At 40.6% G+C, this 26,077-nt stretch carries 20 protein-coding genes and 2 pseudogenes; 18 read left to right on the top strand and 4 right to left on the bottom strand.

Annotation, left to right across the window (positions count from 1 at the left end; genetic code table 11):
• Window positions 1–97: 97 nt before the first annotated feature.
• The 10 genes and pseudogenes from tagD to AC3WTL_RS14145 all read left to right on the top strand — a co-directional run bounded on the left by tagD (window position 98) and on the right by AC3WTL_RS14145 (window position 14,130).
• Window positions 98–496, top strand: a complete 399-nt coding sequence (tagD, locus tag AC3WTL_RS14100) for a glycerol-3-phosphate cytidylyltransferase (protein WP_222498824.1) — start codon at window positions 98–100, stop codon at window positions 494–496.
• Window positions 489–1,694, top strand: a complete 1,206-nt coding sequence (locus AC3WTL_RS14105; protein ID WP_492369607.1) for a CDP-glycerol glycerophosphotransferase family protein — start codon at window positions 489–491, stop codon at window positions 1,692–1,694. The genes tagD and AC3WTL_RS14105 overlap by 8 nt, the downstream gene beginning before the upstream one ends.
• A gap of 133 nt (window positions 1,695–1,827) precedes the next feature.
• A complete protein-coding gene (locus AC3WTL_RS14110) occupies window positions 1,828–2,625 on the top strand; it encodes an ABC transporter permease (RefSeq protein ID WP_222498828.1) in 798 nt (265 codons plus the stop codon).
• An 18-nt stretch (window positions 2,626–2,643) separates the two neighbouring features.
• Window positions 2,644–3,429, top strand: a pseudogene (gene tagH, locus AC3WTL_RS14115) (teichoic acids export ABC transporter ATP-binding subunit TagH); the annotation flags it as partial.
• Window positions 3,430–3,732: 303 nt separating this feature from the next.
• Window positions 3,733–7,089 carry an SH3 domain-containing protein gene (locus AC3WTL_RS14120; RefSeq protein WP_492369608.1) on the top strand — a complete coding sequence of 1,119 codons (3,357 nt, stop codon included), beginning with the start codon at window positions 3,733–3,735 and terminating at the stop codon, window positions 7,087–7,089.
• 413 nt (window positions 7,090–7,502) lie between these two features.
• Window positions 7,503–8,234: a WecB/TagA/CpsF family glycosyltransferase gene (locus AC3WTL_RS14125; protein ID WP_197247220.1), complete on the top strand. Its 732-nt coding sequence runs from the start codon at window positions 7,503–7,505 to the stop codon at window positions 8,232–8,234.
• Between the two features lies 1 nt (window position 8,235).
• On the top strand, window positions 8,236–9,801 hold the full coding sequence (locus tag AC3WTL_RS14130; RefSeq protein WP_222498834.1) for a putative polysaccharide biosynthesis protein: 1,566 nt from the start codon (window positions 8,236–8,238) through the stop codon (window positions 9,799–9,801).
• Between the two features lie 31 nt (window positions 9,802–9,832).
• Window positions 9,833–11,695 (top strand): DUF5693 family protein, encoded by a 1,863-nt coding sequence (locus AC3WTL_RS14135; RefSeq protein ID WP_492369609.1) that lies wholly within the window; start codon window positions 9,833–9,835, stop codon window positions 11,693–11,695.
• 3 nt (window positions 11,696–11,698) lie between these two features.
• Window positions 11,699–12,817 carry a polysaccharide pyruvyl transferase CsaB gene (gene csaB / locus AC3WTL_RS14140; RefSeq protein ID WP_222498838.1) on the top strand — a complete coding sequence of 373 codons (1,119 nt, stop codon included), beginning with the start codon at window positions 11,699–11,701 and terminating at the stop codon, window positions 12,815–12,817.
• A 251-nt stretch (window positions 12,818–13,068) separates the two neighbouring features.
• Window positions 13,069–14,130: an MraY family glycosyltransferase gene (locus tag AC3WTL_RS14145; protein ID WP_048009875.1), complete on the top strand. Its 1,062-nt coding sequence runs from the start codon at window positions 13,069–13,071 to the stop codon at window positions 14,128–14,130.
• 377 nt (window positions 14,131–14,507) lie between these two features.
• Here AC3WTL_RS14145 and AC3WTL_RS14150 read toward each other — a convergent pair whose 3' ends face one another.
• Both AC3WTL_RS14150 and AC3WTL_RS14155 read right to left on the bottom strand, forming a co-directional pair.
• Window positions 14,508–15,596, bottom strand: coding sequence for an LCP family protein (locus AC3WTL_RS14150; RefSeq protein WP_492369610.1), 1,089 nt, complete (start codon window positions 15,594–15,596; stop codon window positions 14,508–14,510).
• A gap of 87 nt (window positions 15,597–15,683) precedes the next feature.
• Entirely contained in the window at window positions 15,684–16,322 is a 639-nt protein-coding gene (locus AC3WTL_RS14155) for a YigZ family protein (protein WP_222498844.1), read from the bottom strand.
• Between the two features lie 409 nt (window positions 16,323–16,731).
• On the opposite strand from AC3WTL_RS14155, the gene AC3WTL_RS14160 reads away from it, so the two are divergent.
• Window positions 16,732–17,871: a sensor histidine kinase gene (locus AC3WTL_RS14160; protein ID WP_248349686.1), complete on the top strand. Its 1,140-nt coding sequence runs from the start codon at window positions 16,732–16,734 to the stop codon at window positions 17,869–17,871.
• Window positions 17,872–17,930: 59 nt separating this feature from the next.
• Window positions 17,931–18,611, top strand: coding sequence for a response regulator (locus AC3WTL_RS14165; protein ID WP_163144113.1), 681 nt, complete (start codon window positions 17,931–17,933; stop codon window positions 18,609–18,611).
• Window positions 18,612–18,613: 2 nt separating this feature from the next.
• On the opposite strand, the gene AC3WTL_RS14170 is transcribed toward AC3WTL_RS14165, so the two are convergent.
• Window positions 18,614–18,805, bottom strand: coding sequence for a hypothetical protein (locus AC3WTL_RS14170; protein WP_095243406.1), 192 nt, complete (start codon window positions 18,803–18,805; stop codon window positions 18,614–18,616).
• A gap of 138 nt (window positions 18,806–18,943) precedes the next feature.
• Window positions 18,944–19,222, bottom strand: a complete 279-nt coding sequence (locus AC3WTL_RS14175) for a hypothetical protein (protein WP_250801185.1) — start codon at window positions 19,220–19,222, stop codon at window positions 18,944–18,946.
• A 216-nt stretch (window positions 19,223–19,438) separates the two neighbouring features.
• Here AC3WTL_RS14175 and AC3WTL_RS14180 point away from each other — a divergent pair, with 216 nt between their 5' ends.
• From AC3WTL_RS14180 to AC3WTL_RS14205, 6 genes and pseudogenes are all read left to right on the top strand, one after another.
• On the top strand, window positions 19,439–20,278 hold the full coding sequence (locus tag AC3WTL_RS14180) for a DegV family protein (protein WP_492369611.1): 840 nt from the start codon (window positions 19,439–19,441) through the stop codon (window positions 20,276–20,278).
• A gap of 227 nt (window positions 20,279–20,505) precedes the next feature.
• On the top strand, window positions 20,506–21,975 hold the full coding sequence (locus tag AC3WTL_RS14185) for an ATP-dependent helicase ComFA (RefSeq protein ID WP_492369655.1): 1,470 nt from the start codon (window positions 20,506–20,508) through the stop codon (window positions 21,973–21,975).
• A 7-nt stretch (window positions 21,976–21,982) separates the two neighbouring features.
• Window positions 21,983–22,162 (top strand): annotated as a pseudogene (locus AC3WTL_RS14190) (double zinc ribbon domain-containing protein); the annotation flags it as partial.
• Window positions 22,163–22,246: 84 nt separating this feature from the next.
• Window positions 22,247–22,672, top strand: coding sequence for a ComF family protein (locus tag AC3WTL_RS14195; protein ID WP_492369612.1), 426 nt, complete (start codon window positions 22,247–22,249; stop codon window positions 22,670–22,672).
• A gap of 187 nt (window positions 22,673–22,859) precedes the next feature.
• Window positions 22,860–25,445 (top strand): EAL domain-containing protein, encoded by a 2,586-nt coding sequence (locus tag AC3WTL_RS14200; protein ID WP_492369613.1) that lies wholly within the window; start codon window positions 22,860–22,862, stop codon window positions 25,443–25,445.
• 71 nt (window positions 25,446–25,516) lie between these two features.
• Entirely contained in the window at window positions 25,517–25,948 is a 432-nt protein-coding gene (locus AC3WTL_RS14205) for a TIGR03826 family flagellar region protein (protein WP_174751963.1), read from the top strand.
• Window positions 25,949–26,077: the final 129 nt, after the last annotated feature.

A 26,077-nucleotide genomic window follows, 5' to 3' on the forward strand; every position in this document is an offset into this window, starting at 1 on the left:
ATGTAAATTTTATATTAAGTTTTTTAACGTCTTGTAAATACTAGTGTCTAAAGCAGGTTACCCGGTTTCGTATAACTTGGTAAGGAGATGAACTAAATTGAAGAAAGTTTTAACATATGGCACATTTGATCTGCTCCATTGGGGTCACATTAATTTGCTTAAGCGAGCAAAGGATCTTGGTGACCATTTAACAGTTGCGATTTCAACGGATGAGTTTAATAAAATAAAAAATAAAAAAGCATATCATAGTTTTGATAATCGTAAGATGATTCTTGAGTCAATCAGATATGTAGATAAAGTGATTCCCGAAAACAATTGGGAACAAAAAATCCAGGATGTAATAGACAATGAGATTGATATTTTTGTAATGGGTGATGATTGGAAAGGTCATTTTGACTTCCTAAAAGACTACTGTGAAGTTGTCTACCTGCCTAGAACTATTGGCATTTCAACATCACAGATAAAAGAAGATTTAAATGTTGTGAAAAATGGTTAGAGAGATTGCAATAACAATCTATCTTTTCGTGTTCAAGCTGGTTTTTACTATTTTTAACATCCTCCCGCTAAAGGAAAAGGTAACGTTTGTTATCACCTTTGGTGACAATAGCAAATATGTTTATGAAGAGATGAGACGCCGAAATATAGGGGCAGAAACAGTTGTACTCTACAAGGGCAAGAGCAGCCTGCATTTCAGCTCATACCAGGATGTGACTTTAATTCCGTTTGAGACGATTAATGTTCTGGATCAGTTAAAGTCAATCTACCACCTCGCTACTTCAAAATATATTTTTGTAGATAATTATTTTGGCTTTCTTGCAGAAACAAATTTCAAGCCCGAAGTTGAGTGTATTCAGCTTTGGCACGCATCCGGAGCAATAAAGAAGTTTGGACTTCAGGATGAATCGATCAAAACCCGTGGACATAAAGCGCAGCAGCGCTTCTTAAAGGTTTATGAGAAGTTTGATCGAGTGATTGTAGGATCGGATGTTATGGCCACTTTTTTTAAAGACGCCTTTAATCTTTCGAATGAAAAAATTTTAAGAACTGGCATACCGAGGACAGATTTCTTTTTTGATAAAAAGCACCAGAGGGACGTTATTTCAAATTTTTATTTAAAGTACCCAATGCTAAAAACCAAGAAAAAAATACTCTATGCGCCAACTTATAGAGATAATGAGCTTGAGGACTTTAAGCTCAAGCTTGAACTTGAAAAGATGCAAAATCAACTGGGGGAAGAATTTGTCCTTTTGCTAAGGCTTCACCCTGCTGTCAAAAACACTGTTGATTATTCTCAAGTCTATCCTGGATTTGTATACAATTTCTCAACAGAGGAATTTACTATAAATGAATTGCTGTTAATGACTGATATTTTAATTACTGATTACTCATCAATCCCATACGACTTTTCCATATTAGGGAAACCGATGATTTTCTTCGCGTATGATTTAGAAAAATATAAGAAAGAAAGAGGCTTATGGGACCAGTATGAAACAATGCTGCCAGGGCCTGTTGTGACAGGAACGAAAGAAATTATTGATACCATTGAGAAAAATAGGTTCAATCTTGCAGAAATCGAAACTTATTCCAAAAGGTGGAATAAGTATTCTGTTGGTTCGTCAAGTGCAAACCTTGTTGACTATTTGTTTGAGAATAAGCCATCCAAGGTATATCAAACCGAAAAGGCTTCTTACTAACTAATTATGAAATCAAGTGAATCTATGTTAAAATAAATGGGTGCTTCGGAGTTTAGAGTTACTTCGAAGCATCTGCTTTGTTAAAGCCTATTTTATTATCAAGGCTCTAAAAAGACTAGGAAGGATCCGTAACATGAAGTCATTGTTTTTGGTGGTTAAGGAGCAAATTACTAGCCTTTACCTGATTAAAAGATTATCTTTGTTTGAAATGAAAAGTGCTAATACGAATAACTATTTGGGCATCTTATGGGAAATTATTAACCCTATGATTCAGTTAAGTATTTATTGGTTTGTTTTTGGTGAGGGAATACGGCAAGGGGAGCCGATTGGAAATGTTCCATTTGTCTATTGGATGATAACGGGAATGGTGGTTTGGTTCTTTGTAAATCCAGCAATCCTTCAGGCATCCAAATCAATTTATACCCGGATCAATTTTATATCTAAAATGAGCTTTCCCATGAGTGTTATCCCAACTTATGTGATCGTGTCAAAATTATATTCACATCTAATGTTAGTCGGCGTTATAACATTAATTCTTCAATTTGCTGGATACCGTCTATCTATATTTTTTATCCAGCTGCCTTATTTTATGTTTGCTGCCTTAATGTTATTAATTGCTATTTCACTGATTACTTCTACTTTAGCTACGATTGTCCGTGACGTTCAGATGATTGTTCAAGCTATAGTAAGAATGCTGCTGTATTTAACACCTTTATTGTGGCATCCTACTGGTTATATACTGAAATTGATGATGATTAATCCGCTTTTCTACATTGTAGAGGGATACAGATCCGCCATGTTAGGGACGGGATGGTATATCCTTGAGAACCCGCAATACTCACTATATTTCTGGGGAGTTGTATTAGTATTATTATTAATCGGCTCTGTCCTGCATGTTAAATTCAGAAATCATTTTATTGACTATCTATAAAGTGGATGTGACTTACCTGTGACTAAAACAGTAATAATAGAGAACGTATACAAAAAATATAAGATGCATAAGAAGTCTTCTGAAAAATTACTTGATATTATCCTGCCAAATGGCTATGGGGAAGACTTCTATGCACTGCAAAACATCAGCTTCACTGCCGAAAAAGGTGATGTAATTGGCATTGTAGGGGTAAATGGTTCTGGTAAATCAACTCTTTCGAATATTATTGCAGGCGTAATCCCTCCTACTTCCGGGAAAGTTGAGACTATTGGACAAACTGCACTGATCGCTATTGCATCCGGGTTAAATAACCAGTTAACTGGCCGTGAGAATATTGAACTTAAATGTTTAATGCTTGGATTTACTAAAAAGGAAATCAAGGAAATGGAAGATGAGATCATTGAATTCGCGGATATAGGGAAATTTGTCGATCAGCCAGTAAAAAAGTACTCCAGCGGAATGAAATCCCGCCTTGGGTTTGCCATATCCGTTACCGTTAACCCAGACATTCTGGTGATTGATGAAGCTCTATCCGTTGGTGACCAGGCATTCGCGCAAAAATCAAAACAAAAGATGATGGAGTTTAAGGAAAAAGGAAAAACGATCTTTTTTGTCAGCCACTCCATTAGGCAAATCAAAGAGTTTTGTGAAAAGGCTTTGTGGCTGGAATATGGAGAAATTAAAGATTACGGCCCAATTAAAGAGGTCATCCCTCAATACGAAGAGTTCCTCGATATGTATAAATCCATGTCGAAAGCAGAACAAAAAAAGTTCCGCGAAAATGTCATGAAAAAACAAAGCGGCGTCCTAACCAGCTGAATTTCAGCTGGTTTTTTTATTTATCCAAATAAATCCAAATGAAAAAACTATAGAGAAATTTGTCAAAATTTGATAGTGTAATAGTTGAATAAAAATGCTCTTACTAAATAACTAGTTAAAATGGTACATAGTTTTACTGGAGCAGTTGGAAGGGATTGGTTGTTTCGAACAAATTTTTAATTTTTCTTTTTTAGCCTTTGGATTTTGGAGTTATCTATACTTTTTTATTAAGGGGTGCATTTTTAGCCTCTGGATGAGAGTAAATTACTTTTGGAGGGACCTTTGCAATTGAATATATGTAAAAAATTTGGTGTTTCTCTTCTTATTCTGGTACTGCCTTTACAAGGGTTTTCTTCGCAAATTGCTGCTGAAGAAATAGGGACTCCAGAAACTCAAGAAGTGATGGATGCAGTCGATGAAAAATCTCTCGTAATTGGAGATCGACCAGGTGATGCGGTTGACCTATGGGAAGAAAATACTGAAGAAAGCAAAGTGCTTATAACGATTCCTGATGAAACAGAGGTCACTGTACTTGAAAGAGGAACAGAATTTACCGAAATTGTCTATGTGATAGAAGGTACAAATGAAACATGGGTCGGTTTTGTAAAGAATAACAGTTTAGTAGATCAATCAGAGGCTGAACAATTTCTTAAGGAGCGAACTGCTGATTCAGAGGAATCGGATCCTGGCACTGAAGAATCAGTTCTTGACTCAGAAGAATCGGGTTCTAGCTCTGAAGAATTGAATTTAAGTACAGAAGAAAAGGAAGACGCAGCTTCAGCTGAAAGTACCCCATCTGAAACGGAAAGTACTATTTTAGAAGATTCCGAGGAAACTGCAGCTGATAGCAGCCTCGACGAAGTTCTGACAGCAGAAGAGGAGCAAGTGGCTGATGGCTTAAGCACAGACATGAAGGAAGAAGAACCAGTTGCCAGAACTGCAGCAGTGGCATCCTTTCAGACTCTTTCATCTGAGCTTTTAGAAGGAGAGGGGTTAAAAAGCCCAACAAATGTGTATGCTGAACCATCAGAAACATCAAAAGTTCTTAAGTCCTATGCTCAGGGAACTGTATTAAAATACTATTCTTATAACTCGAACTGGTACCAAAGCAAGGTCTATGTGAATGGACAGGCTCTCACTTGTTATATCAAGAAAAGTGATGCAGGGAACCCGGAACAGAAGCAGGCTGAACTGCTTGAAGGTCAAGTCTTAAAGAGTTCGATTAATGTATATTCAGAACCGACATCAAGCTCTCAGGTTCTTAAAACATATACAGAGGGCCAGACTCTTAAGTATTATGCCTATAATGCTGATTGGTATCAAAGTAAAGTGTACGTAAATGGTGAAGCAGTGACTTGCTATATCAGTGTAAATGATGTTGGGAATCCTGAAGAAACCAAGGGTGAGCTTTTGGAAGGAACGGCGCTAAATAGCCCCACGAATGTTTATTCAGAACCGTCGAAAAGCGCTCAGGTGCTTAAATCGTATCCAGAAGGCACTGTTCTTAAGTATTATGCCTATAACTCAGACTGGTATCAAAGCAAGGTGTATGTAAATGGTACGGCTGTTACCTGCTATATTAGTGCAGATGATTTAAAAAATCCTGAAGAGGAAAAGGGTGAACTTCTGGAAGGAACAGCATTGAAGAATCCGACCAATGTCTACGCAGAACCATCGTCAGCCTCGGAGGTTTTGAAGGCATATACACAAGGCACTGTGCTGAAGTACTATGTGTACAACTCTGACTGGTATCAAAGCAAAGTATACGTAAACGGAGAAGCTGTTATTTGCTATATCAGTGTCAACGATGTAGGAAATCCTGAGGAAAATAAGGGAGAGCTTCTGGAAGGAATCGCACTAAAGAGCCCGACAGCTGTTTATTTAGAGCCATCCATTAACTCAGATGTGGTGAAAACCTATTCTGAAGGCTCTGTTCTGAAATATTATAGCTATAACTCAGGCTGGTACCAAAGTAAAGCATATATTAATGGAGAAGCAAAAACGATCTACATCAATGTTGCGGATGTTGGGGCAATCAATATTTCCGACAAGGTCTACGAAGGTGTTGGTTTAGCGAGCCCGACTAATGTGTATGCTAAAGCATCAGGTAGTGCAGCTGTGCTAAAAAGCTATAAGCAAGGTTCTATTCTTAAATACCGCCATTATACGGCAGGCTGGAATACAGCAACTGTTTATGTTAATGGAAGTCCTGAAACTGGATACATTAAAGTAAGTGATTTAGAGGAGAGCACTGAGTCCCCTGTTAAATTAACGGTTTGGGGTGCTGTAAGTCCAGTGAATGTTTATTCCCTGGCTTCAAGAAGTGCCAGTGTCCTAAAATCATATGCGATTGGTTCAGAATTAAAAGTACAAACTTTTTCTTCTTCCTGGCATAAAGCCACAGTCTATGTTAACGGAAAGGCACATACAGGTTACATCAATGTGAATGATGTCAGGAATGAGCCTTCCAATATCGTCACTTATACACAGTATGGCCTTACGCTTAATGAAGCGGTTAACAAGCAATTACAATTAAATCCGCCACCGCAAACAGACTTATATCGGGGTGCTAATGGATTTATTCATAGTAGCTTGGCTAATATTGAAGAAAAGGGTGCTACTACATCGGATGGTGTAAGATTTAGAACTTCGCCAAGCCTTGATAGCGGCAATGTATACGGAACCTATAAAGAAGGAACCACATTTACTATTTTAGGAACTGTTAAGGGGACCGTTGTCAGCGGGAGCGCAACCTGGTACAAAATCAGCTATAGCGGGAAAACATTATATGTTCATAGCTCATTGGTAAAGGTTACGAATGTTGCTGTTGTTGCGAGTGGTTCCAATATAAGGGAATCTGCTAGTACAAGCAGTCATATCTACGGAACTGCATCAGCAGGCTCTGAGTATGTACTTATAAGAACGCTAACCGGCACAACCGTAAGCGGCAGCAATGAATGGTATGAGGTCCAATATAATGCTGAATGGAGAAATGCGAAAACAGCAGATTTCCTTAAATATCTTGACCCATCTCAAAATGACCGTTTTCAGCACTTGCTTCTTGATAAGAGTGTTGGCGTTTCAGCCGCTGAATTAAATAAAGTGCTCTCTGGTAAAGGGATATTAGATAACCAGGGTCAGGCTTTTATTGAGGCTGGAAAAACACATTCTGTTAATGAGATATATTTAATATCTCATGCACTGCTGGAAACTGGCCATGGAACTTCTCCTTTGGCAAATGGTATTGAAGTGGGAAAAAATAGTAAAGGTGAACTTGTCTTAGTGACAAGCAGCAATAGGTCAAGCTTAACGGAAATTAAAAAGACCTATAATATGTTTGGAATTGGTGCGAAAGACATTGATCCTGATCGACTAGGTGCGTTTTATGCCTATACTGCCGAGTGGTTCTCTCCTGAAGCGGCAATCATCGGGGGAGCTCAATTTATCTCAAACAGTTATTTTGACAGAGGGCAAAATACACTATATAAAATGAGATGGAACCATAAATACACCGACGATAGAGGTTGGTTTCCGCAATATGCAACGGATATGGGATGGGCAGTGAAGCAGGTTCCAAGTCTGAAAAACTTATACGAGAAATTGGACAATCCAATATTGCATTTCGAGATTGTTGAATATAACTAAGTCTTTTTATTAGAGCATGGGGAGAGCTACTGCCCCATGCTCATTTTTTTAAAAATGAACAGAACATATACCCAATCAGGAAACAAAATCCCCCCATTTGTAAATATTTTTATATTGATATTTCACTCCTGTTAAAAATCGTAAACTTCTTCCTCACTTGTTTACTTCACATTATTTATCAAATATTCTAGTTAAAGTTACTCCTTGAGAGATAAAAGGTTTGGAGGTTTCATAATTTACTTAAGGGGGAGTATGTTTTTCACTAGATGAATGAAATTCTTTTTGTAACCTCGCTGCAATGGAGTATTTGTTAATCTCATCCTTGTCAATAAAATCTATTTGTACAAATTATTGGCCATTCATCTTTTGTGGTATATTAATGGAGAAAATTTAAGTTGACAAGGAGTTTTCTTATGAAACTAGAACATGTGGACATTTTGGGTGTTCCTTTTGTTCATGCAACCCGCTCTCAATTTGTTGATCAATTGCACCATCATATAAATGCAGAACAAAAAGCCTTTGTGATAACGGCAAATCCTGAAATTGTAATGAAAGCCAATGAAGAACCGTCATATATGAAGGTGGTGGAACAGGCAACCTATGTAACGGCAGATGGGATTGGTGTGGTAAAAGCGGCAAAGCTGTTAAATAAACCGCTGCCTGAGAGAGTGGCAGGCTATGATGTGATGATGGACTTGCTTCATTTAGCCGACCGGCACCAGCACCGTGTGTATCTGCTGGGGGCCAGGCAGGAAACGCTGGAAAAGGCTGAAAAGAATATTGGAAAACAATTTCCTCAGCTGAAAATAGTCGGTTCCCATAATGGGTTTTTTGATTGGAAAAGCAGTCATATTCAGCAGGAAATTGCTGAAAAGCGGCCGGATCTCATTTTTGTGGCTCTGGGCGTTCCAAGGCAGGAAAATTGGATTGCTGAAAATATTCAACAATTTGACAAAGGTGTGTTTGTCGGTGTCGGGGGCAGCTTTGATGTCATTGCCGGAACCGTGAAAAGAGCGCCGGAAATCTGGCAAAGGATGAATCTGGAATGGTTTTACAGGCTGTTAAAGCAGCCAAGCCGTTTTGGACGGATGATGGCACTCCCGAGATTCGCCTTCAAGATTTTAGCACAGAAAGCAAGAAGCTAGCATGAAGCAAACGTTTATTAAAAGCACTTTAATCTTATCCATAGCCACGCTGGCATCAAAGATACTTGGCAGCATTTTTAGAATTCCGCTTCAGAATATTGCCGGAGATGAAGTGCTGGGTATTTTTAGCTTAGTCTATCCTGTCTACATGGTGGCTCTGATTCTTTCAGTTGCCGGAATTCCGATTGCTATTTCCAAATTGATATCTGAAGCCAATGTACATGGAGATCATGAGAAGATCTATAAGATATATGTCACTGCAGTGATTTTGGCCTTTTTGTTTGGGCTGACCAGTTTTACGCTTATATATAGCTTTTCTGCACCGATAGCGGCGATCCTGGGCGGCGCAAGCACCCGGCTGGCATTAATTGTTGTTTCGGCCACTCTTCTTGTGGCACCGTATATGGCTGTGTACAGAGGCTACTTTCAAGGCTTTCAGGATATTAGGCCAACAGCCGTTTCGCAGGTGCTGGAGCAATTTATCCGGGTGGCATTTATCCTGATCATTGCTTATGTGCTCGTTGAAAGAAATTATTCCGATGAGGCGGTGTCAGCGGGCATTATGGCTGGCTCCATTTTAGGGGCTGCTGCTTCCGCTGTATATTTGCGGATTTTGTTTGCCCGTTCTTCTTTAAAGCCCCTATCAGAAGGGTTTCGCTATACATACAGCGATTTTCTGAAAACAGGAAAAACGATACTCTATATTTCCCTGCCGATCTGTATCGGGGCCATCACGATGGCGCTTTTGAATTTCGTGGATTCTGTGACCATTCCATATAGTCTAAAGAAGGCAGATATTGCCCAAAATATTACCTACATGTATGGAATTTACGGGCGGGGACTGTCGCTTGTTCAAATCGCTACTGTATTCTCAAGCTCGATCGTGCTTCCGCTTATCCCTCTATTAACAGAGACGCTGGCGGAAAAGAACCATCAAAAGGCAAGGGGAATCCTGGAAAAAACACACCGTCTGACGCATCTTGTGTCATGGCCCGCAGCATTTGGGCTGCTGGCATTAAGTCTTCCTTTAAATTTGGCTCTCTTTAAAGACTTGGAAGGAAGTGCTGTGCTGGCGGTCATCGGCTTTAGTTCTGTATTTACTTCGTTAACTGTATTGGGTACAGGGATTTTGCAGGGAATTAATCTGGCCAAGCAGGCTGCCTATATCATCGTTTGCGGTGTGGTTCTTAAAGCAGCAGCTAACATCATCCTGGTCGGCCTGTTTGGCCTAATCGGGGCAGCCTATTCGACACTGGCCGTATATGTGGTCATTTTCATTGCCAATACTATTTTTATTAAGAAGGCTGTTCCGTTCGATGTGTGGAAATGGAAGGATTCCGCTGTCGTGATTTCTTCCATTATTATGGGCGGGCTCATTAGTCTTTTGGTTTTTTATGCTGATATTGACCACTGGAGCAGAATGAATGCTTTGCTATTTTCCGGAGCTGCCGTTCTAGCAGGTGCCTTCACCTATTTTATCCTTTTAATTATTACAAGGGGTATTGATAAAGCAGAAATCGCCTCTTTGCCTTTATTAAACAAATGGAAGTCAAAAGGAACAAATTAGCATTCGGAGCTTCTCTGAAAGGATGTCGAGATTGAAAAATGCAGTTCTGGGTTTATTGATTCTATCTCTTCTTTTAACGCTGCCTGGCCTTATGCAAAGGCACCAGGCTGAATGGAATAATCGGAATTATGAAACGATTATTCCGTTTCAGGATATTCAAACACTGGTGTCTATAGATCCCAGTCTGCAATTGGAGGATGTATTGCAGGATTTGAAAAGTGCTGGGCTGCACGCTGTCAGTATTCAGCCTGAAACTTTAAATAGCCTGGAGGACAGAGGGGATATTAACGTCCTGACCGGCGGGCGAATCCAGGAAATGTCCATCCTGAATAGTGAATTGGAAGATGCTGCTGACCGGGTTTCTAATGAAGGAGCTTATATACATATCCAAAATGAAAACGAGCTGACAGGCAGGCTTAGGGATGTTTTTCAGGCAGAAGAAACAGTTAGAATGGCCAACAAGGATTTTATTCACTTTCCTGCACTGAACAGTGCCCAATTCAATGAAACACCTATTGGCTATACGGAAGAAATTATAGATGAAATTAAGAAAGCAGATCTTTCAGTCGTTTTTAGAATGCCTAATTCTTTGAATGAAGAAAATGCATATGTATTTAACCAGCTGCTTGATCTTTCAGATGAGAAATCAAATCGCCTTTTGTTTTCCGGTGATGAAGTCATCGGCTATCCGGATGCAGAAAAGATCAAAAGCTTTGCACAAAAACTTAAAGATGAGAATATAGCCGTTTATGCCATTGAATTTGCCGATCAGCTTGGAATCGGTACGATGGCAAGAGCGATAGATTTTGATATAATCCGGCTGCACAGCATTGACTTGAATAAAGTCCCAAGCATGGAGGAAGGCGTTGATAGGGCTGTTCGGGCCGTAAAGGAAAGGAATATCCGCTCCCTGTTCATTAGAATGGAGGGGGGGGCAGACCCTGGGGAAGCACTTTTGAACACTGAAGAGTTTATTCAGGCGATAAATAGCCAAATGCCAGTCCATTATAAACCTGGTAAAGCCCAAATGTTTGATCAAATATCTGTACCTTTCTGGAGTCAATTGTCTGCTTTAATCGCTGCTGTCCTTTTCATCTCCCTTGCTGTACAAGCGATTTTTTCCAGGCGGGCTTTATTCTATGCATCGCTTGCAGGCACTATTTTGATTGCAGCAGCAGCCTTTTTGCTGAAGGCCCAGATCCTGCTGCAGGGGCTTGCTTTACTGGTTGCCGTTATTACGCCGATTTTTGCTGTCATCCCTATTAGAAATAGAAAAGGGATATTCCTGCCATATGGCCGGGCGGCTCTAATCAGCTTTACGGGCATTATCATTATTACTTCGCTTTTAAATGGCAATGAGTATTTGGTAAAGATTGAAGCGTTCCGCGGGGTTAAGCTGACCTACATCGTTCCAATCCTATTTGTCATGATTTATGCGCTTTTACGGGACCTCAAGGGCATTCTGAACATGAAGGTTCAATATTGGCATTTAGCTGTTATAGGTTTAATAGGCATTATCGGCTTGTACTATATAAGCCGGACAGGAAATGCGGGGAGCGTATCCTCCATTGAGCTGGCTTTTCGCCAATGGCTGGAAGAGGTGTTGTATGTAAGGCCGAGAACGAAGGAATTCCTGATTGGCTTCCCGTTCTTTGTACTTGCGCTGTACATCTATCCGCTAAATCAAAAGATTGGCTTGTATTTGCTTATTCCAGGTGTAATCGGGTATTTATCTATTGTTAACACCTTTACCCATTTGCATATACCTCTCTATATTTCACTTCTGAGGACTTTTTACAGCCTTGCATTAGGGTTAGTGATCGGCCTGATATTTATCTTTTTATATAAACAGGGCCGGTCCATTTACGAGAAGAAATGGAAACTGAGGTGTTAATCAATGAAGGTAGTTCTTTCAGGTTATTATGGTTTCGATAATGTAGGGGATGAGGCGATTCTTTATTCGATCATCCAGGCTTTACGGGATAATGAACCGGGAATTGAAATAACTGTACTATCGAATAACCCGCCATTTACAGAGAAAACATACAATGTCAAGGCAGTGGACCGCTGGAGCATGTTAGCAATATGCAAAGCCTTAATTGCTTCTGACGGCTTGATAAGCGGAGGGGGCAGTCTGCTGCAGGATGAGACGAAACTTAGGTCAATTCCTTATTACTCAGGTGTGATTCAATTTGCTAACCTTATCAGAAAACCGGTATTTATCTATGCACAAGGAATTGGTCCGCTCCACCATCCTTTCAGCAGGGCTGTTGTAAAGAACGTATTAAGAAAAACGGAGATAACAGTACGCGACCAGGCATCCAAAAAACTGCTCGAAAGAATAGGAGTCCAAAATCCAATTGAAATTGTGCCCGATCCTGTATTAGGGCTTAAGCTTGCAGAGCAGTTCAGCACCTGGTGGGAGAAGCAGGCCTTTACAGGTTCTGTTGTTACGGTATCCGTCAGAGATTGGCCGTCTTCGGCAGACTATAAACACAAGATGGCAGAGGCTTTAGATACATTAGCACAGGAAGGAAAGCAGATTGTTTTTGTTCCTATGCACGGTAAGCACGATGAAAAGGCTTCTAAAGAAACGGCTGAAAAAATGAAGGAGAAAAGCTATATTGCTCCTTATGATGCCTCCATTGAAGAAAAAATAGCCATCATCGGAAAGTCAGAGGTGCTGGTTGGAATGAGGCTGCATGCCCTGATCTTTTCTTCGATCACCTATACTCCTTTCATTGCTATATCTTATGATCCGAAAATTGAAGCATTTGCCGAGATTGCCGGCCAGCCTGTAGCAGGACATGTGATGGACGAAAGCTGGAATGGATCATCTCTTTCACAAGCGATAAGAGCCGCTTTGCAAAACAAAGGTGCGGAATCTGCTCATCTTGAGGAAACAATCGGGCACCTTCAGCGGGAAGCTGGCAGTACGGCTCAAAAAGCTATTCAATATTTCGAAAAGGAGGTGAGGGGGAATAAAATTGGTGAGGGGTCACTGAAAAAACGCTAAAAGCATGTAACTATTATGGCGCCTTGAACGTCTTATTAAAGGAATGCATAGTTCATATCGAAATAAGGAATCAGGATGAAGGGAATTTACAAAAAAAATTGTAATATGCCTGGAAGCCAGGTCAAAATAAAAAAGCTATTTGATACAGATGTATGATATAATTAGGCTCGGTATATACATACATTTGTTAGGAAAAATATGCCTGATTCCGAAAGTGAAATGGGGGCATTATACTCATAAGGAGGGTCTTCATGTTTTACTTGACCTTAGTATTATGTTTTTTATGCTCTGTTATTATGACCCCTTTTGTAAAAAAATTGGCGTTGAAAATAGGAGCTACAGATCGGCCTAACCATAGAAAAGTTCATCAAAAAGTAATGCCCCGATTAGGCGGGCTTGCGATATATATCAGTTTTTTGCTTGGAATGCTCATTTTTCAGCCTGACAAGGAGTACCATATTCCCATTCTGGCGGGCAGTTTGCTGATTGTTATTCTCGGTGCATTGGATGATAAGTATGAGCTTTCTGCGAGAATTAAGCTGCTTGTACAGATTGCAGCTGCCTTAATTGTTGTTTTGTGGGGAGGAGTGGATGTTAATTCCATCAATACTCCTTTTGGCGGGGAAATTGAATTTGGTTATTTTGCCATTCCGATTACAGTCTTGTGGATTGTCGGTGTGACGAACGCAATCAACCTGATTGATGGTTTAGATGGTTTGGCGGCGGGGGTATCATCGATTGCACTGATCACCATTTCAAGTATGGCGATCATCATGGGGAATACCTATGTTATCGCTGTTTCAACCCTTGTATTGGTTAGTACACTGGGCTTTCTCTTCTACAACTTTCACCCGGCAAAGATATTCATGGGTGATACCGGAGCTCTTTTTTTAGGGTATATCATTGGTGTGCTGTCCCTATTGGGCTTCAAGAATGTCACAGTGATTTCGTTTATCATCCCGATTCTGATTTTGGGTGTGCCGCTATCAGATACATTTTTTGCGATCATCAGACGAATTGTGAATAAAAAGCCTTTATCAGCACCAGATAAATCCCACCTGCATCACTGTTTATTGAACTTAGGATTTACACACAGGCAAACGGTATTGATGATTTATGCGATTTCGGTTTTCTTCGGCCTTGCAGCGATCATCTTTTCTCAGGCAAAAGTGTGGGGGGCCCTATTATTCATCACGGTCATCGCGCTTTTAATTGAGTTATTTGCGGAAGTGATTGGATTAGTGGGGAAGGATTATCAGCCGCTGTTAAAAAGGCTGAAAAGCAGAGTTGCTTCCTCTGCCAAAAATAGATAAATAAAAATAAGCAACCTTATTAGGTTGCTTATTTTTATGCTTGTGCAAATGGACTTATGTAAAAAAATCCGAAAATTTTCTTAACATTTACATAATATTCGCTTAACAAATCCATGTTATTTTTTATATAAAGGAACTTAAGGAGTGATAACATGGTCAAGAAAATGAAGATTAGTTGGCATCAGTTTTGGTTTTTGACTTATAACACGATCCTATGCTCGGCCTCTACATCACCTTATAATTCCAGTCTTTTTAAAAAATCAAAATATCATCAATTAAAACTGATACAGCATTTATAGGCTGTATTTTTTTGTCCCCAGGATAAATCACAAAGAAACCTCTCAACTCTTATTGGAGTTGAGAGGTTTTTGCATTTTTTAATATTCACTTTCGACTTCTGCCTGGTAGTCTGTCTGACTATCACTTGGTACTTGATTTTCAGCCTCATCCGTTGTATTTTGTCCGAATTCTGTATCGCTCAGATCTAAATGGCCTTTTAATTCGGTCTGGATTTCTGCCAGGCTGGTCTGATCTAATTCATAATAATAAACGCGATTTCCGCTGCTGTTCGGCAGGTACATATCCTGTCCGGCGATATTCAATGATTCTATATTAATAGATGATCCTTCAGTGGCATAGTTCAGGAATGCCTTCATCTGATCAAAGGTTAAATCAGTCTCCATATTCTTTCCGACTGCTTCTATAACATTGGCATACTTTGAAATAGAGCCAACTGAAATAGCTCTGTTTACAATGGCTTTCAGGATTTCCTGCTGTCTTTCGCCGCGCTGGATATCGCTATCCTTTTTTCTGGTTCGGGCCAATGCCAGGGCTTCTTCCCCATTTAATAGTTGGTATCCTGGCTCTAAACTTATGGCATTAGGTGTATCATTTGAGTCCTGTTCTGAAAAAGCGTAAGGAACATCTACGTTAATACCATCCAAAGCTTCCACTATATCGATGAACGCATTGAAGTTCACTTTCACATAAAAGTCGACTGGAATATCTAGCAGTTCCTCCACTGTTTCAATTGTAGTGGCAGGGCCAGAGATTGCATGAGCGTGAGTAATTTTATCCTGATATCCCAATTCGGGAATGTAAACATAAGAGTCTCTTGGAATACTAAGCAATTTAACTGATTTTGAATCCTTATTAAAAGTAGCAAGCATAAGCGCATCAGATCTTGAAGATGTGCTGAAAGACCTTTTGCTGCTGTCATCCACACCGATGAATAGCACAGAGATATTATCAATATCCGGCTGGGCTGCCGATGCTCTTTTTGTTGTGCGATCTATAGGATTATATGAATCTTCCATAACTGATTGTGCTTTATTATATAAAAATGTTCCATAAGCCGTTGCGCTGAGTGTCAGTAAGATAATAGGAAGGAAAATAAATAAAAAGATTCTTCTCTTCCTTTTGGATTTTCTTTTTTCGATAACTATTGAACGTCTATCATGAGACATCTGTATGCTCCTTTATTTAAAAGTAAAGAGTGCCATATGTTATTTTATAATTTTTAGGGAGTTTAGTAAAACAAAACTTTGGGTAGGCTATTGTATTACCTCTTCTTCCAGGTATAGGCTGTCACCTAAAGTAATTTTACCCGCCCCATTTGTTAATTCGGTCATCCAGTCAGTAAAAGCCCCCGTTTGATCTTCTTCAACAAATGTTTCAACTGTGACTGTATCAAGATAATGAATTTCCTTTATCGCGTAAATGGATGATCTCAGCTCATTTTCGACTTTGCCAAGCAAGGTATAATCAAGCTTTGTCTTCATAACTGTCATGAGCTTTCTTTCAACAATACCGGTCGCCTGCAATCCTTCTGAGGTTGCCCTTCCATAAGCCCTGATCAACCCGCCTGCTCCTAATTTTATTCCGCCGAAATACCTGGTTATGACAACAACTGTATCTTTCAGCTTTTTTTTCTTCAACACTTCCAGAATAGGCACACCAGCGGTGCCGCTAGGTTCTCCATCATCATTTGCCTTTTGGATCTGATCGTTTTCTCCAATTAAGTAGGCAGAACAATTATGGGTGGCGCTGGAATGTATCTTCTTAATCTTCTGAATAAATTCCAGGGCCTCATCTGCTGTTTCTGCTCTGGCGACATGAGCAATAAACCTGGATCTTTCTATTTCGATTTCATTTTCTCCGTATCCCTTAACTGTATAATAAGAGGGCAGCACAGAACCGCTCCTTTCTTAACTCTTTGTACAAAAAAATTCAGCTAAATTCATTATAATTCGACAAGTTTCCCAACATCAATTTTTTAACAGAATGTAATGAAACTTTAATATAGAACATTTTTTCCCATGTTATAATGTAAGCAATTCTGATGTTTATGCTGCTATAATAAAAAATGTGCCGATTTTAATCTTTAAGTGGTATAAATATACATATTTTTTTACCTGGTAGTCATGTTTACCCTGCTTTTATATAGGATATAAGACATAGGGTGAAATCACAAGTCTAAGCCTTTTTACCGAATTTTAGGTAACTTGGTATAATTTTCAGACTTGAAAGATAGTATCTTAGCTCATTTAGCGCTAAAATAAAGGTACATAGCGGAAGGGTTACGCCCTTGGAGGAGTGTAAATGAGTATTAAGAAATTCGATTCCAAGACTCTGGATCTTATTCTTGAAAAAATGGTTCAAACAGTAGGCACAAGTAAAGATGAAATATTCCGTATAGGAGAGCAATGCCGTAAAGATTACGAGACCCTGACGGATGAATTGATGGAAGTAAAACAAATGGTCCTTAAGGTTATTGAAGAAGGGGATCGGCTGGAGGTGCAAACCCGTTTTGCGAGAAAGCGCCTTTCTGAAGTAAGTATGCATTTTAAGGATTATTCTGAGTCTGAAGTCCGTGAAGCCTATGAGAAAGCCCATCAGCTTCAAATGGATTTATCCATGAACCGTCAGCTTGAAAAACAGCTGAGGGATCGTCGTGATGATATTGAAAGACGGCTTGTAGGTGTTAATGACACCATCGATAGATCGGAAGTTCTTATTTCACAAATTACGGTTGTGATGAACTATCTGACAAGTGATTTGAAACAAATGGGAGAAATCATTGAAGACGCGAAGCTCAAACAGGATTTTGGACTGAAGATCATCGAAGCACAGGAAGAAGAGCGGAAAAGAGTATCCCGTGAGATCCATGACGGACCTGCCCAGATGATGGCGAATGTCATGATGAGATCCGATTTAATTGAACGGGTATACAAAGAGCGCGGCGCCGATGAAGCCATTACTGAAATAAAAGACCTGAAAAAAATGGTCCGCAATGCTTTATATGAAGTTCGAAGAATCATTTATGATTTGCGTCCAATGGCACTTGATGATCTGGGCTTAATACCTACCCTCAAAAAATACTTAACAACGATCGAAGAGTATCACAGGAGTACAAAGATATATTTCGCAAATGTTGGCGAAGAAAGGCGATTACCGCCACAATATGAAGTCGCATTGTTCCGTTTGATTCAGGAGTCTGTGACAAATGCTCTCAAGCATGCGGATGCTAAAGAAATTCAAGTGAAAATAGAGATAAACAGCACTAGGGTAGCAGTAGTCGTCAAAGACGATGGGAAAGGCTTCAATATACGCGAGAAGCGTCCGGGCTCTTTTGGAATTATGGGGATGGGTGAAAGGCTGGAACTTTTGGAAGGCCAGATGTCCATAGATTCCAAACCGGGCAAAGGAACCATTGTCATAATCCAGGTGCCATTGAAATAGGAAACACCTTAAGAATAGAGATAGATAAAAACGAACTGGAGATTTGGGAGGCGAAGCATTTGAATACAAAGATCGTCATAATTGATGACCATCAATTATTCAGAGAAGGGGTAAAACGCATTTTAGATTTCGAAAAGAGCTTTAGTGTAGTGGCAGAAGGCGATGATGGCAGTGAAGCCATGGCTCTTGTCGAAGAGTATGATCCAGATGTGATCATCATGGACATCAATATGCCAAATACAAATGGTGTGGAGGCGACCCGCCAGCTGATTAATAAATATCCAGAATCTAAGGTAATCATTCTTTCCATCCACGATGATGAGAATTATGTAACGCACGCCCTTAAGACAGGAGCTAGCGGATACCTTTTAAAAGAAATGGATGCAGATGCATTAGTCGAAGCTGTAAAGGTTGTCGCTGATGGAGGGTCTTACTTACATCCGAAGGTGACACACAACCTGGTAAATGAATACCGCAGACTTGCAGCAGAAGGCACAGGAACAACATCTTACTCACAGGTGGAAATCCGCCGTCCTCTTCACTTGCTGACACGCCGCGAATGTGAAGTGCTTCAGCTTCTTGCAGACGGCAAAAGCAACCGTGGAATTGGGGAAGCTTTATACATAAGCGAAAAAACGGTAAAGAACCATGTGAGCAATATCCTGCAAAAAATGAATGTAAATGACCGTACTCAGGCAGTTGTTGTAGCGATTAAGAACGGCTGGGTAGAGGTGCGATAATATTATTGAGAGAAAAAGTCCTTTTTGGAAGGGGCTTTTTCTTTTTTATTTTTAACTTTACTCAATAATCTCATTAAATTTCCTAAGAAAACAAAAGGACCATTTAAATACCTTCTAAAGGCAAGATGGGAAATCTCCTCAATTAATAAAAAAATTATAAACGAAGAAAGAATAATTGTGATTGCTTGCGCCATATGGTTACCTCTAATCTCTTAAAAGTAATTACCTCTTTATACTAATGATAACGGAAAGACTAGGTGAGTTAAAGGTATTTATACACTTTTTTTGAAATATTAACCAAAAATACACACGTATCACTCACATATGCGTGTTTATTTTATAAGAGCTGCTGCAGCTGTTTGAAAAATAGCTTTTGTATTGGAAGATCTCTTTTTGGCTTGGTTCACTATAAAAACAAGCTGCTCAATTTCTTTTGGAGGCAAACTGTCTATCAGCCAGGAAGCAAGTTCGGGTCCGCTTATAGAATGGTCAATATTTGGAACTTTAATATGTTTATATTTACTTAATTCATTATTAAGCATTTGATGAAGAGTATCTAAGCTATATTTATTTGATGTGGTGGTATTTGTGGAAGAAGTGCTTTTACTCAATGTGTTACAGCTCCTTTACAAATTAAAGACACAAAAGGCATTTTATCATACACAAGGGATGGATTTTAAGGTAAAAAATTACCAGTTCTTAAAAGTAGGTATAAAGGGGCAAAGGATTATTTGCTTCTCAATTCTATAACTTAATGCAATTTCCCCCGCTATCATATAAAATGGAACATACAGTAGAGAAAAAAGATAAGGATGGTACCTCTATTTATGAAAACGGCTGTTGTAACGGATAGTACAGCATACATTCCTAAGAATTTAAGAGAAAAGTTAAATATACATATGATTCCGCTGAGTGTTATTTTTGGCGGTGAGACGTACCAGGAAGAAGTGGAAATTACGGCTGCGGATTTTTATGAAGAAGTGAAGCATAAAGAGCTTCCGACTACTTCACAGCCACCGGTGGGCGAGTTTGCCGAGCTGTTTGAGACATTATCGAAAGAGTATGATGCAGTAATTTCAATTCATCTGTCGAGCGGCATCAGCGGCACGTTTCAGGGGGCAGTCACTGCCGGGAGCATGGTGGACGATATTCAGGTATTCCCCTTTGATTCCGAAATCAGCTGTATGGTGCAGGGGTTTTATGTGGTGGAAGCCGCTGAACTGGCTGCTGCCGGTAAGAGTCCACAGGAAATCGTGGAACGGCTTGAGGAAATGAAAAAGAGCATACGTGCTTATTTCATGGTAGACAACCTTTCGCATCTTCAGCGTGGAGGACGTTTGTCCAGTGCACAGGCCTTGATTGGCAGCCTGCTCCAGGTTAAGCCGCTGCTTCATTTTGAAGATAAGAAAATTGTTCCGTTTGAAAAGATTCGCACTCGTAAGAAAGCGATGAAGCGGATGGTTGACCTTTTTTGGGAAGATGTAAAAAGCGGTGAGCCTTATCAGGCGGTTATTATCCATGCCAATCGTGAAGCAGAAGCGCGTGAGTGGAAAGCGGAGCTTGCGGCGCAGTATCCGAATGTTGAGTTTAGGATCAGCTATTTTGGTCCGGTCATCGGAACCCATCTGGGTGAAGGCGCTATGGGATTTGGCTGGGTGAAGAAGTGATGTTTGTCTTAGTTGCGCCATTCTGGGGAGTGGCGCAGATTTTTTGAGAGGGGTGATGTGGACTTGCAATTAGATTGAGGACTCCTGCAAATAGATAGCATGTATTTGCAAATAACGAGCCTAAATCTGCAAATAGATCCGAAAACTTGCAAATAGAACCGCAAAACTTGCAAATAGACAGATAAACTATGTAGTCAGAGGTGAACTAATTGAGATTTACCCCTAAAATGACCCCCTATATAAATGATTTTCCTCCAGTAAGTCTCCCGATATCCTCTATTGAAGCAATTCAGGAGCCGCCACTCATCGAAAACTACCCATTTAACAAAGAACTCCAGCAAGTCCTCTACGGAAAACAGCTTCTACTAGAAAACCTTCAGCATTCATTCAAAGAAATCCATCAGCACTATGAAAATGGCTATATTACTTACCGAAAAGGGATAATTAAGACCAAAAGCAAGACAGTTTGTGCGAGATGCGGCAATCAAGATCGTTCACTGTTCGCAGGTTTTCCATGTGCCCGTTGCGGAGAGAAAGCCTGCACGTACTGCAGGAAATGCATCATGATGGGCAGAGTCAGTGAATGCACCCCTCTGATTGGCTGGTGCGGACCTGAGCCAGACCGTGAATTAACCGAGCCCCCCTTAGAATGGGATGGCACTCTTTCACCCGGACAGCAGTTTGCCTCCGATCAAGTGGAGCAGGCAGTGATAGAAAATAGAGAACTACTCGTCTGGGCTGTATGCGGTGCAGGAAAGACGGAGGTCCTATTTGAAGGCATCAATGCTGCCTTAGCTTTCGGAAAAAGAGTCTGCATTGCCACTCCGAGAACAGATGTTGTGCTCGAGCTTGGTCCACGGCTCAAAGCAGTCTTTCCACGCATCCAGGTGGCTGTCCTCTACGGCGGCAGTGAAGACCGCCATCTTCAAGCACCCTTGACCATTGCCACCACGCACCAGCTTCTTCGCTTTTACAAGGCTTTTGATACAGTCATTCTGGATGAAGTAGATGCCTTTCCTTATACGGCAGACGAAAGTCTTCAGTATGCTGTCCGCCAGTCCCGCAAAGAACATTCCTCGATGATTTATCTCACAGCTACTCCCAGCCAAAAATGGCAGAATGAATGCCGGAGAGGGAAAAGAGATTATGTCACCATCCCAGCCAGATATCACCGCCACCCCTTGCCAGTACCATCATTCAAATGGTGCGGTAACTGGGAAAAGTCGCTTCAAAAAGACAAACTCCCGCCTGCAGTCACCCAATGGATCAAAAAGAGAAGTGACAATCAGAAGCAGTGTCTGCTCTTCCTCCCCAAAATCGACAAAATGGAGAAGGTCCTCACCATATTCCGTAAATCCTATCCTAAAATTCAAACTGTGCACGCTGAAGACCCCGAGCGAAAAGCTAGAGTCCAAATGATGCGCAATAACGAAATCCCGATGCTCCTAACAACAACCATCCTTGAAAGAGGCGTAACGTTTCCTAATATTGACGTAGCCGTTTTTGGCGCAGAAGACCGCATTTTCACAGAAAGCGCTCTAGTCCAGATCGCCGGCCGGGTTGGAAGAAGTGCTCAATTTCCAACCGGAGATATTGCTTTTTTCCATTACGGTAAAACCGAAAGCATGGTCAAAGCACGAAAGCAAATCCTCAAAATGAACACCGAAGCCAAGAAGAAAGGACTGATCGACTATTAACTGTTTAATATGCCATGAAGAAATCCTGTCTGTTGTCAGCTGGACCACTCTTTGGTCGCGGCCAAAAGAGAATCATTTATGCCAGACCTGCACGGACAAACTCCCAGTTATCAAAGGCGATACTTGTGATAAATGCAGCCGCCCCTTCAGCACGCTAGATCCTCAATTTCGAAAAGGGAATCTATGCAAAGATTGCGTAAGGTGGAACCAGGACACAGTCTGGTCAGGACAGCTTGATAAAAACCACTCTATTTTCGGTTATGATGACTTTTTGAAAGAGACAATTGCCCGCTATAAGTTCCGCGGTGATTATATCCTCGCTAAAGCATTCTCCCCTTTTATTATTGAAAGACTTCAGTCTCTTCATTTCGACTTCCTCGTTCCCATCCCGCTAAGTCCTGAGCGTCTTTACGAAAGAGGATTCAATCAATCATCCGCCCTTATTCGGGAAGCAGGCTTTACACCTGTAGAGCTTCTTCAGCGCAGCCACTCGGAAAAACAATCAAAAAAATCGCGAAAAGAGCGCATGCATCAAACACAGGTCTTCGAGTTATTTCCCGAGACAGCGGTTAAAGACAAGAATATCCTCCTCATCGACGATATTTATACAACTGGATCTACTTTATACCATGCAGCGAAGGTTTTGAAGGAACGAGGAGCTGCATCAGTATGTTCATTTACATTGGCAAGAGGATAAATAATGGAATATATTACAAAGTAATATTTTGGATTGATCATTTATTGGGAAAATACTCCTATGTTAAAATATTCTAATCAAGGGCGAATTTTACGGATGGGAAAGACACCAGCTGCTGATCTAAAGCATTGGATCTGCCATGGCGACATAATTCAGTTGCCATTTTGTTTGGAAAGGATGTTTGGAAGTGAACAAATTAAACTCGCAGGAAGATGATATCAATCCAAAGGATATGACTGAATATTACATCCATCAAATGGAATTGACTAAAATAAAAAACAACCTCAACCAGGCCCAAAAGATCGCCAACATTGGAAGTCTGGAGTACGATGTTGAAACCGATAAAGGATTTTGGACAGATCAGCTGTTTCGGATTTTTGGTCTAAAGCCTCAAAAAGATTTTTTCCCGGACTATCAAATGTATTTGAGCTATCTTCATCAGGATGACCGCCCGGCCTTTGAAAAGCAGTTTAAAAAGCTTCTCAAAGAAAAGGACAGTGTTGACCTGGTATGCCGGATGATCAGGCAGGATGGTGAAGAACGGTATATTCACCATCGGGCAGATTATTTCGCAGATAAAAATGAGTCGCCTAAAATCATCGCAACGATTCAGGATATTACTGAAAAGCGGCGCATGGAAGAACAGCTTTACGAAAACGAGCGGAAAATTGGACAGATATATGAAAATCTTGATGTGGGCATTTATTCTGCAGATTTACTGGAAAGAAAGGTTCTTCATTTTTCGAGAGGGGTGGAAGGGATTTTCGGCTACACTGCCGAGGAGTTTATTGCTGACTTCGAACTGTGGAACAATGTGATCCATCCGGATGATGTGCAGGTGGTAGAGGAAGAGCGGGCGAAACTTCTGAATGGGAATAGCATCCGCTATCAATATAGGATTATTCATAAGGCCGGTGAGTTAAGGTGGGTTAATCATCATAGCATCCCGCACCTGAATGATAGAGGCGAGCTGATTCGGGTTGATGGATTTGTAACAGATATAACGGAACAAAAATGGCTTGAAAAAAGAATGAGGCGTATGGCTTTTTATGATCATTTGACAGATCTGCCGAATCGCCGATACTTTGATCAGAAACTCCAAACCCTTATTGAAGACGATGAACACCAGGGATTTGCCATCTTGTTTTTTGACTTGCAGCGCTTAAAACAGATTAATGATACATTTGGACACTCATCAGGAGATGAACTTCTAAGGCTTGTTTCACAAAGAATGAAGGAGAAGCTAAATTCAGTCTGTTTTTCAGCAAGAATTTCCGGTGATCAATTCGCAGTTATTAAGGAACCTATCCAGGAGAAGGAGGATCCTGCGCAAATAGCGGAGTCCATTAATCAAATCTTCTCTGAACCATTCCATATCAACAGCTTTGAGCTTAGTATTACCCCGTCTATAGGCATTAGTTTATATCCGGATAATGGAATCACAGCTGATGAATTGGTCAGAAATACGGAATCTTCCCTATACCATGCCAAGCAGAAAGGGAATAATAGATTCCAGGCTTACCATCCCTCCATGGATATTGAATCCTATAAGCTTTTTACTTTGGAACAGGATATGCGGAAAGCACTTCAGAATGACGAATTTTTTCTTGAATACCAGCCAAGAGTTGATACGAAAACACGGAGAATACTAAGTGCGGAAGCTTTATTAAGATGGAATCATCCGGAATGGGGCAGAGTTTCACCGCTGGAGTTTATCCCCGTTGCAGAAGAAACCGGTTTAATCGTAGATATAGGCGAATACGTGATAAGAAAGGTATGCAGGCAGATTCATTCCTGGAAGGAAAGCGGGCTGGCGATTGTTCCGATATCCGTGAACATCTCTCCGCTGAGCTTTTTGAAAAGCTGTTTTGTTTCCACGATAAAGGCAGCATTGGATGAGAATTGTCTGGACGCATCATTGCTTGAGATTGAATTGACCGAGTCTTCCCTGATCAATTACTCAGAGAACGTGATAGCAGTGCTTAAGGAATTGGGTGAGATGGGAGTGAAAATTGCGCTGGACGACTTTGGAACCGGCTATTCTTCCATCACTCAATTAAAGAAATATAAATTCGATGTTTTAAAGATTGATAAAACGTTTATCCAGGCAATGGATAAAAACGCAGAAGATGCCATCATTACGGCCAATCTGATTCAGCTCGCCCATGGACTGAATATGAAGGTGGTAGCAGAAGGCGTTGAGACCTTTGAACAGTTCTATTCCTTAAGAAAAAATGAGTGTGACCAAATACAGGGCTATCTTTTCAGTAAGCCAATTCCGCCTTCCACCTTTGAGCAGAATCTGTTAATTGGCACTCTGAAGCCGCGGAATATTAAAGAAGACAATGTGTTTAAAGGTTTGCGCAAGTATGTCCGGGTCGAGTTTCCCTATCCGCTGGAGGCGGACATGACCATCTTAGAGCTTAACAGCAAGCCTGTCAAAATGGGCAGCACGAAGATCCTGATTGAAGATATGAGTGCAGGCGGAGTAAAATTTGTTTCAAAGATGAAACTCCCTGTGAGGAAAGATATCATTCTATTAATTGAGACCAAGCTTTCAGGGGAGGATCTTTCCTATACCGGAACGATTGTCCGAAAAGCTGAAATATCAGATGCTCTGACTATTTATGGATTTCAATTTATTATCGAAGAGGGACCAAGAGCGGAATTGGCGGTGATGCTTGATATTTTGCAAAGTCAGCTCGAGCAAGACCTCCCCGTTCCCGAATCTCGATTCATAGAAACAGCCAGCAGCCAGCAGTACTTCGAATAATATTTTTCTATAATTATCCTATTCTTCGAGCTATAATAATTTCATCACAAACTGAGAGAGGAAGAAATCATATGGCTGAGTTATCCAACTGCCCGAAATGTGATGCGATTTATGTGAAAAATCAATTCCGCGACGTTTGCCAGGAATGCTGGAAAGAAGAAGAGAGGGCCTATGAGACGGTTTACCAGTTTATCCGGAAGCGGGAGAACCGGACGGCAAAATTGCTGGAGGTTGTAGATGCAACCGGAGTTGAGGAAGAACTCATCATAAAATTCATTAAAACCGGCCGATTGAAGCTGGCACAATTCCCTAACCTGGGTTATCCCTGCGAGAAATGCGGGACAAGCATCCGGGAAGGCAAGCTGTGCGGCAGCTGTGCAGTGGAGCTGAGGAAGGATCTTCAGCAGTTTACAGCTGATGAAGAACGAAGAAAAGAAGCAGCCCAGCGGGAAAAACACGGCACTTATTTTGCCGTAAATGAAAAAATTAATAGGCGTTTTTAAGCTATGTGTCCCATTCACATAGCTTTTTCTATAGGCTTATCGATGTATTTTTTTCCAAACTTAAAATAACATTTAAACAAACCGCCCCGTTAGCCGATAATAAACTTAGGGTAAAATTGACCGGAAAAG

It is taken from the genome of Cytobacillus sp. EB106-05-05-XG126, from assembly GCF_058791715.1.

Coding starts and splice junctions, on each gene's coding strand:
- AC3WTL_RS14105 (WP_492369607.1), top strand. CDS start 489: ATGGTTAGAGAGATTGCAATAACAATCTATCTTTTCGTGTTCAAGCTG.
- AC3WTL_RS14110 (WP_222498828.1), top strand. CDS start 1,828: ATGAAGTCATTGTTTTTGGTGGTTAAGGAGCAAATTACTAGCCTTTAC.
- AC3WTL_RS14125 (WP_197247220.1), top strand. CDS start 7,503: ATGAAACTAGAACATGTGGACATTTTGGGTGTTCCTTTTGTTCATGCA.
- AC3WTL_RS14130 (WP_222498834.1), top strand. CDS start 8,236: ATGAAGCAAACGTTTATTAAAAGCACTTTAATCTTATCCATAGCCACG.
- csaB (WP_222498838.1), top strand. CDS start 11,699: ATGAAGGTAGTTCTTTCAGGTTATTATGGTTTCGATAATGTAGGGGAT.
- AC3WTL_RS14145 (WP_048009875.1), top strand. CDS start 13,069: ATGTTTTACTTGACCTTAGTATTATGTTTTTTATGCTCTGTTATTATG.
- AC3WTL_RS14150 (WP_492369610.1), bottom strand. CDS start 15,596: ATGTCTCATGATAGACGTTCAATAGTTATCGAAAAAAGAAAATCCAAA.
- AC3WTL_RS14160 (WP_248349686.1), top strand. CDS start 16,732: ATGAGTATTAAGAAATTCGATTCCAAGACTCTGGATCTTATTCTTGAA.
- AC3WTL_RS14170 (WP_095243406.1), bottom strand. CDS start 18,805: ATGGCGCAAGCAATCACAATTATTCTTTCTTCGTTTATAATTTTTTTA.
- AC3WTL_RS14180 (WP_492369611.1), top strand. CDS start 19,439: ATGAAAACGGCTGTTGTAACGGATAGTACAGCATACATTCCTAAGAAT.
- AC3WTL_RS14185 (WP_492369655.1), top strand. CDS start 20,506: ATGACCCCCTATATAAATGATTTTCCTCCAGTAAGTCTCCCGATATCC.
- AC3WTL_RS14205 (WP_174751963.1), top strand. CDS start 25,517: ATGGCTGAGTTATCCAACTGCCCGAAATGTGATGCGATTTATGTGAAA.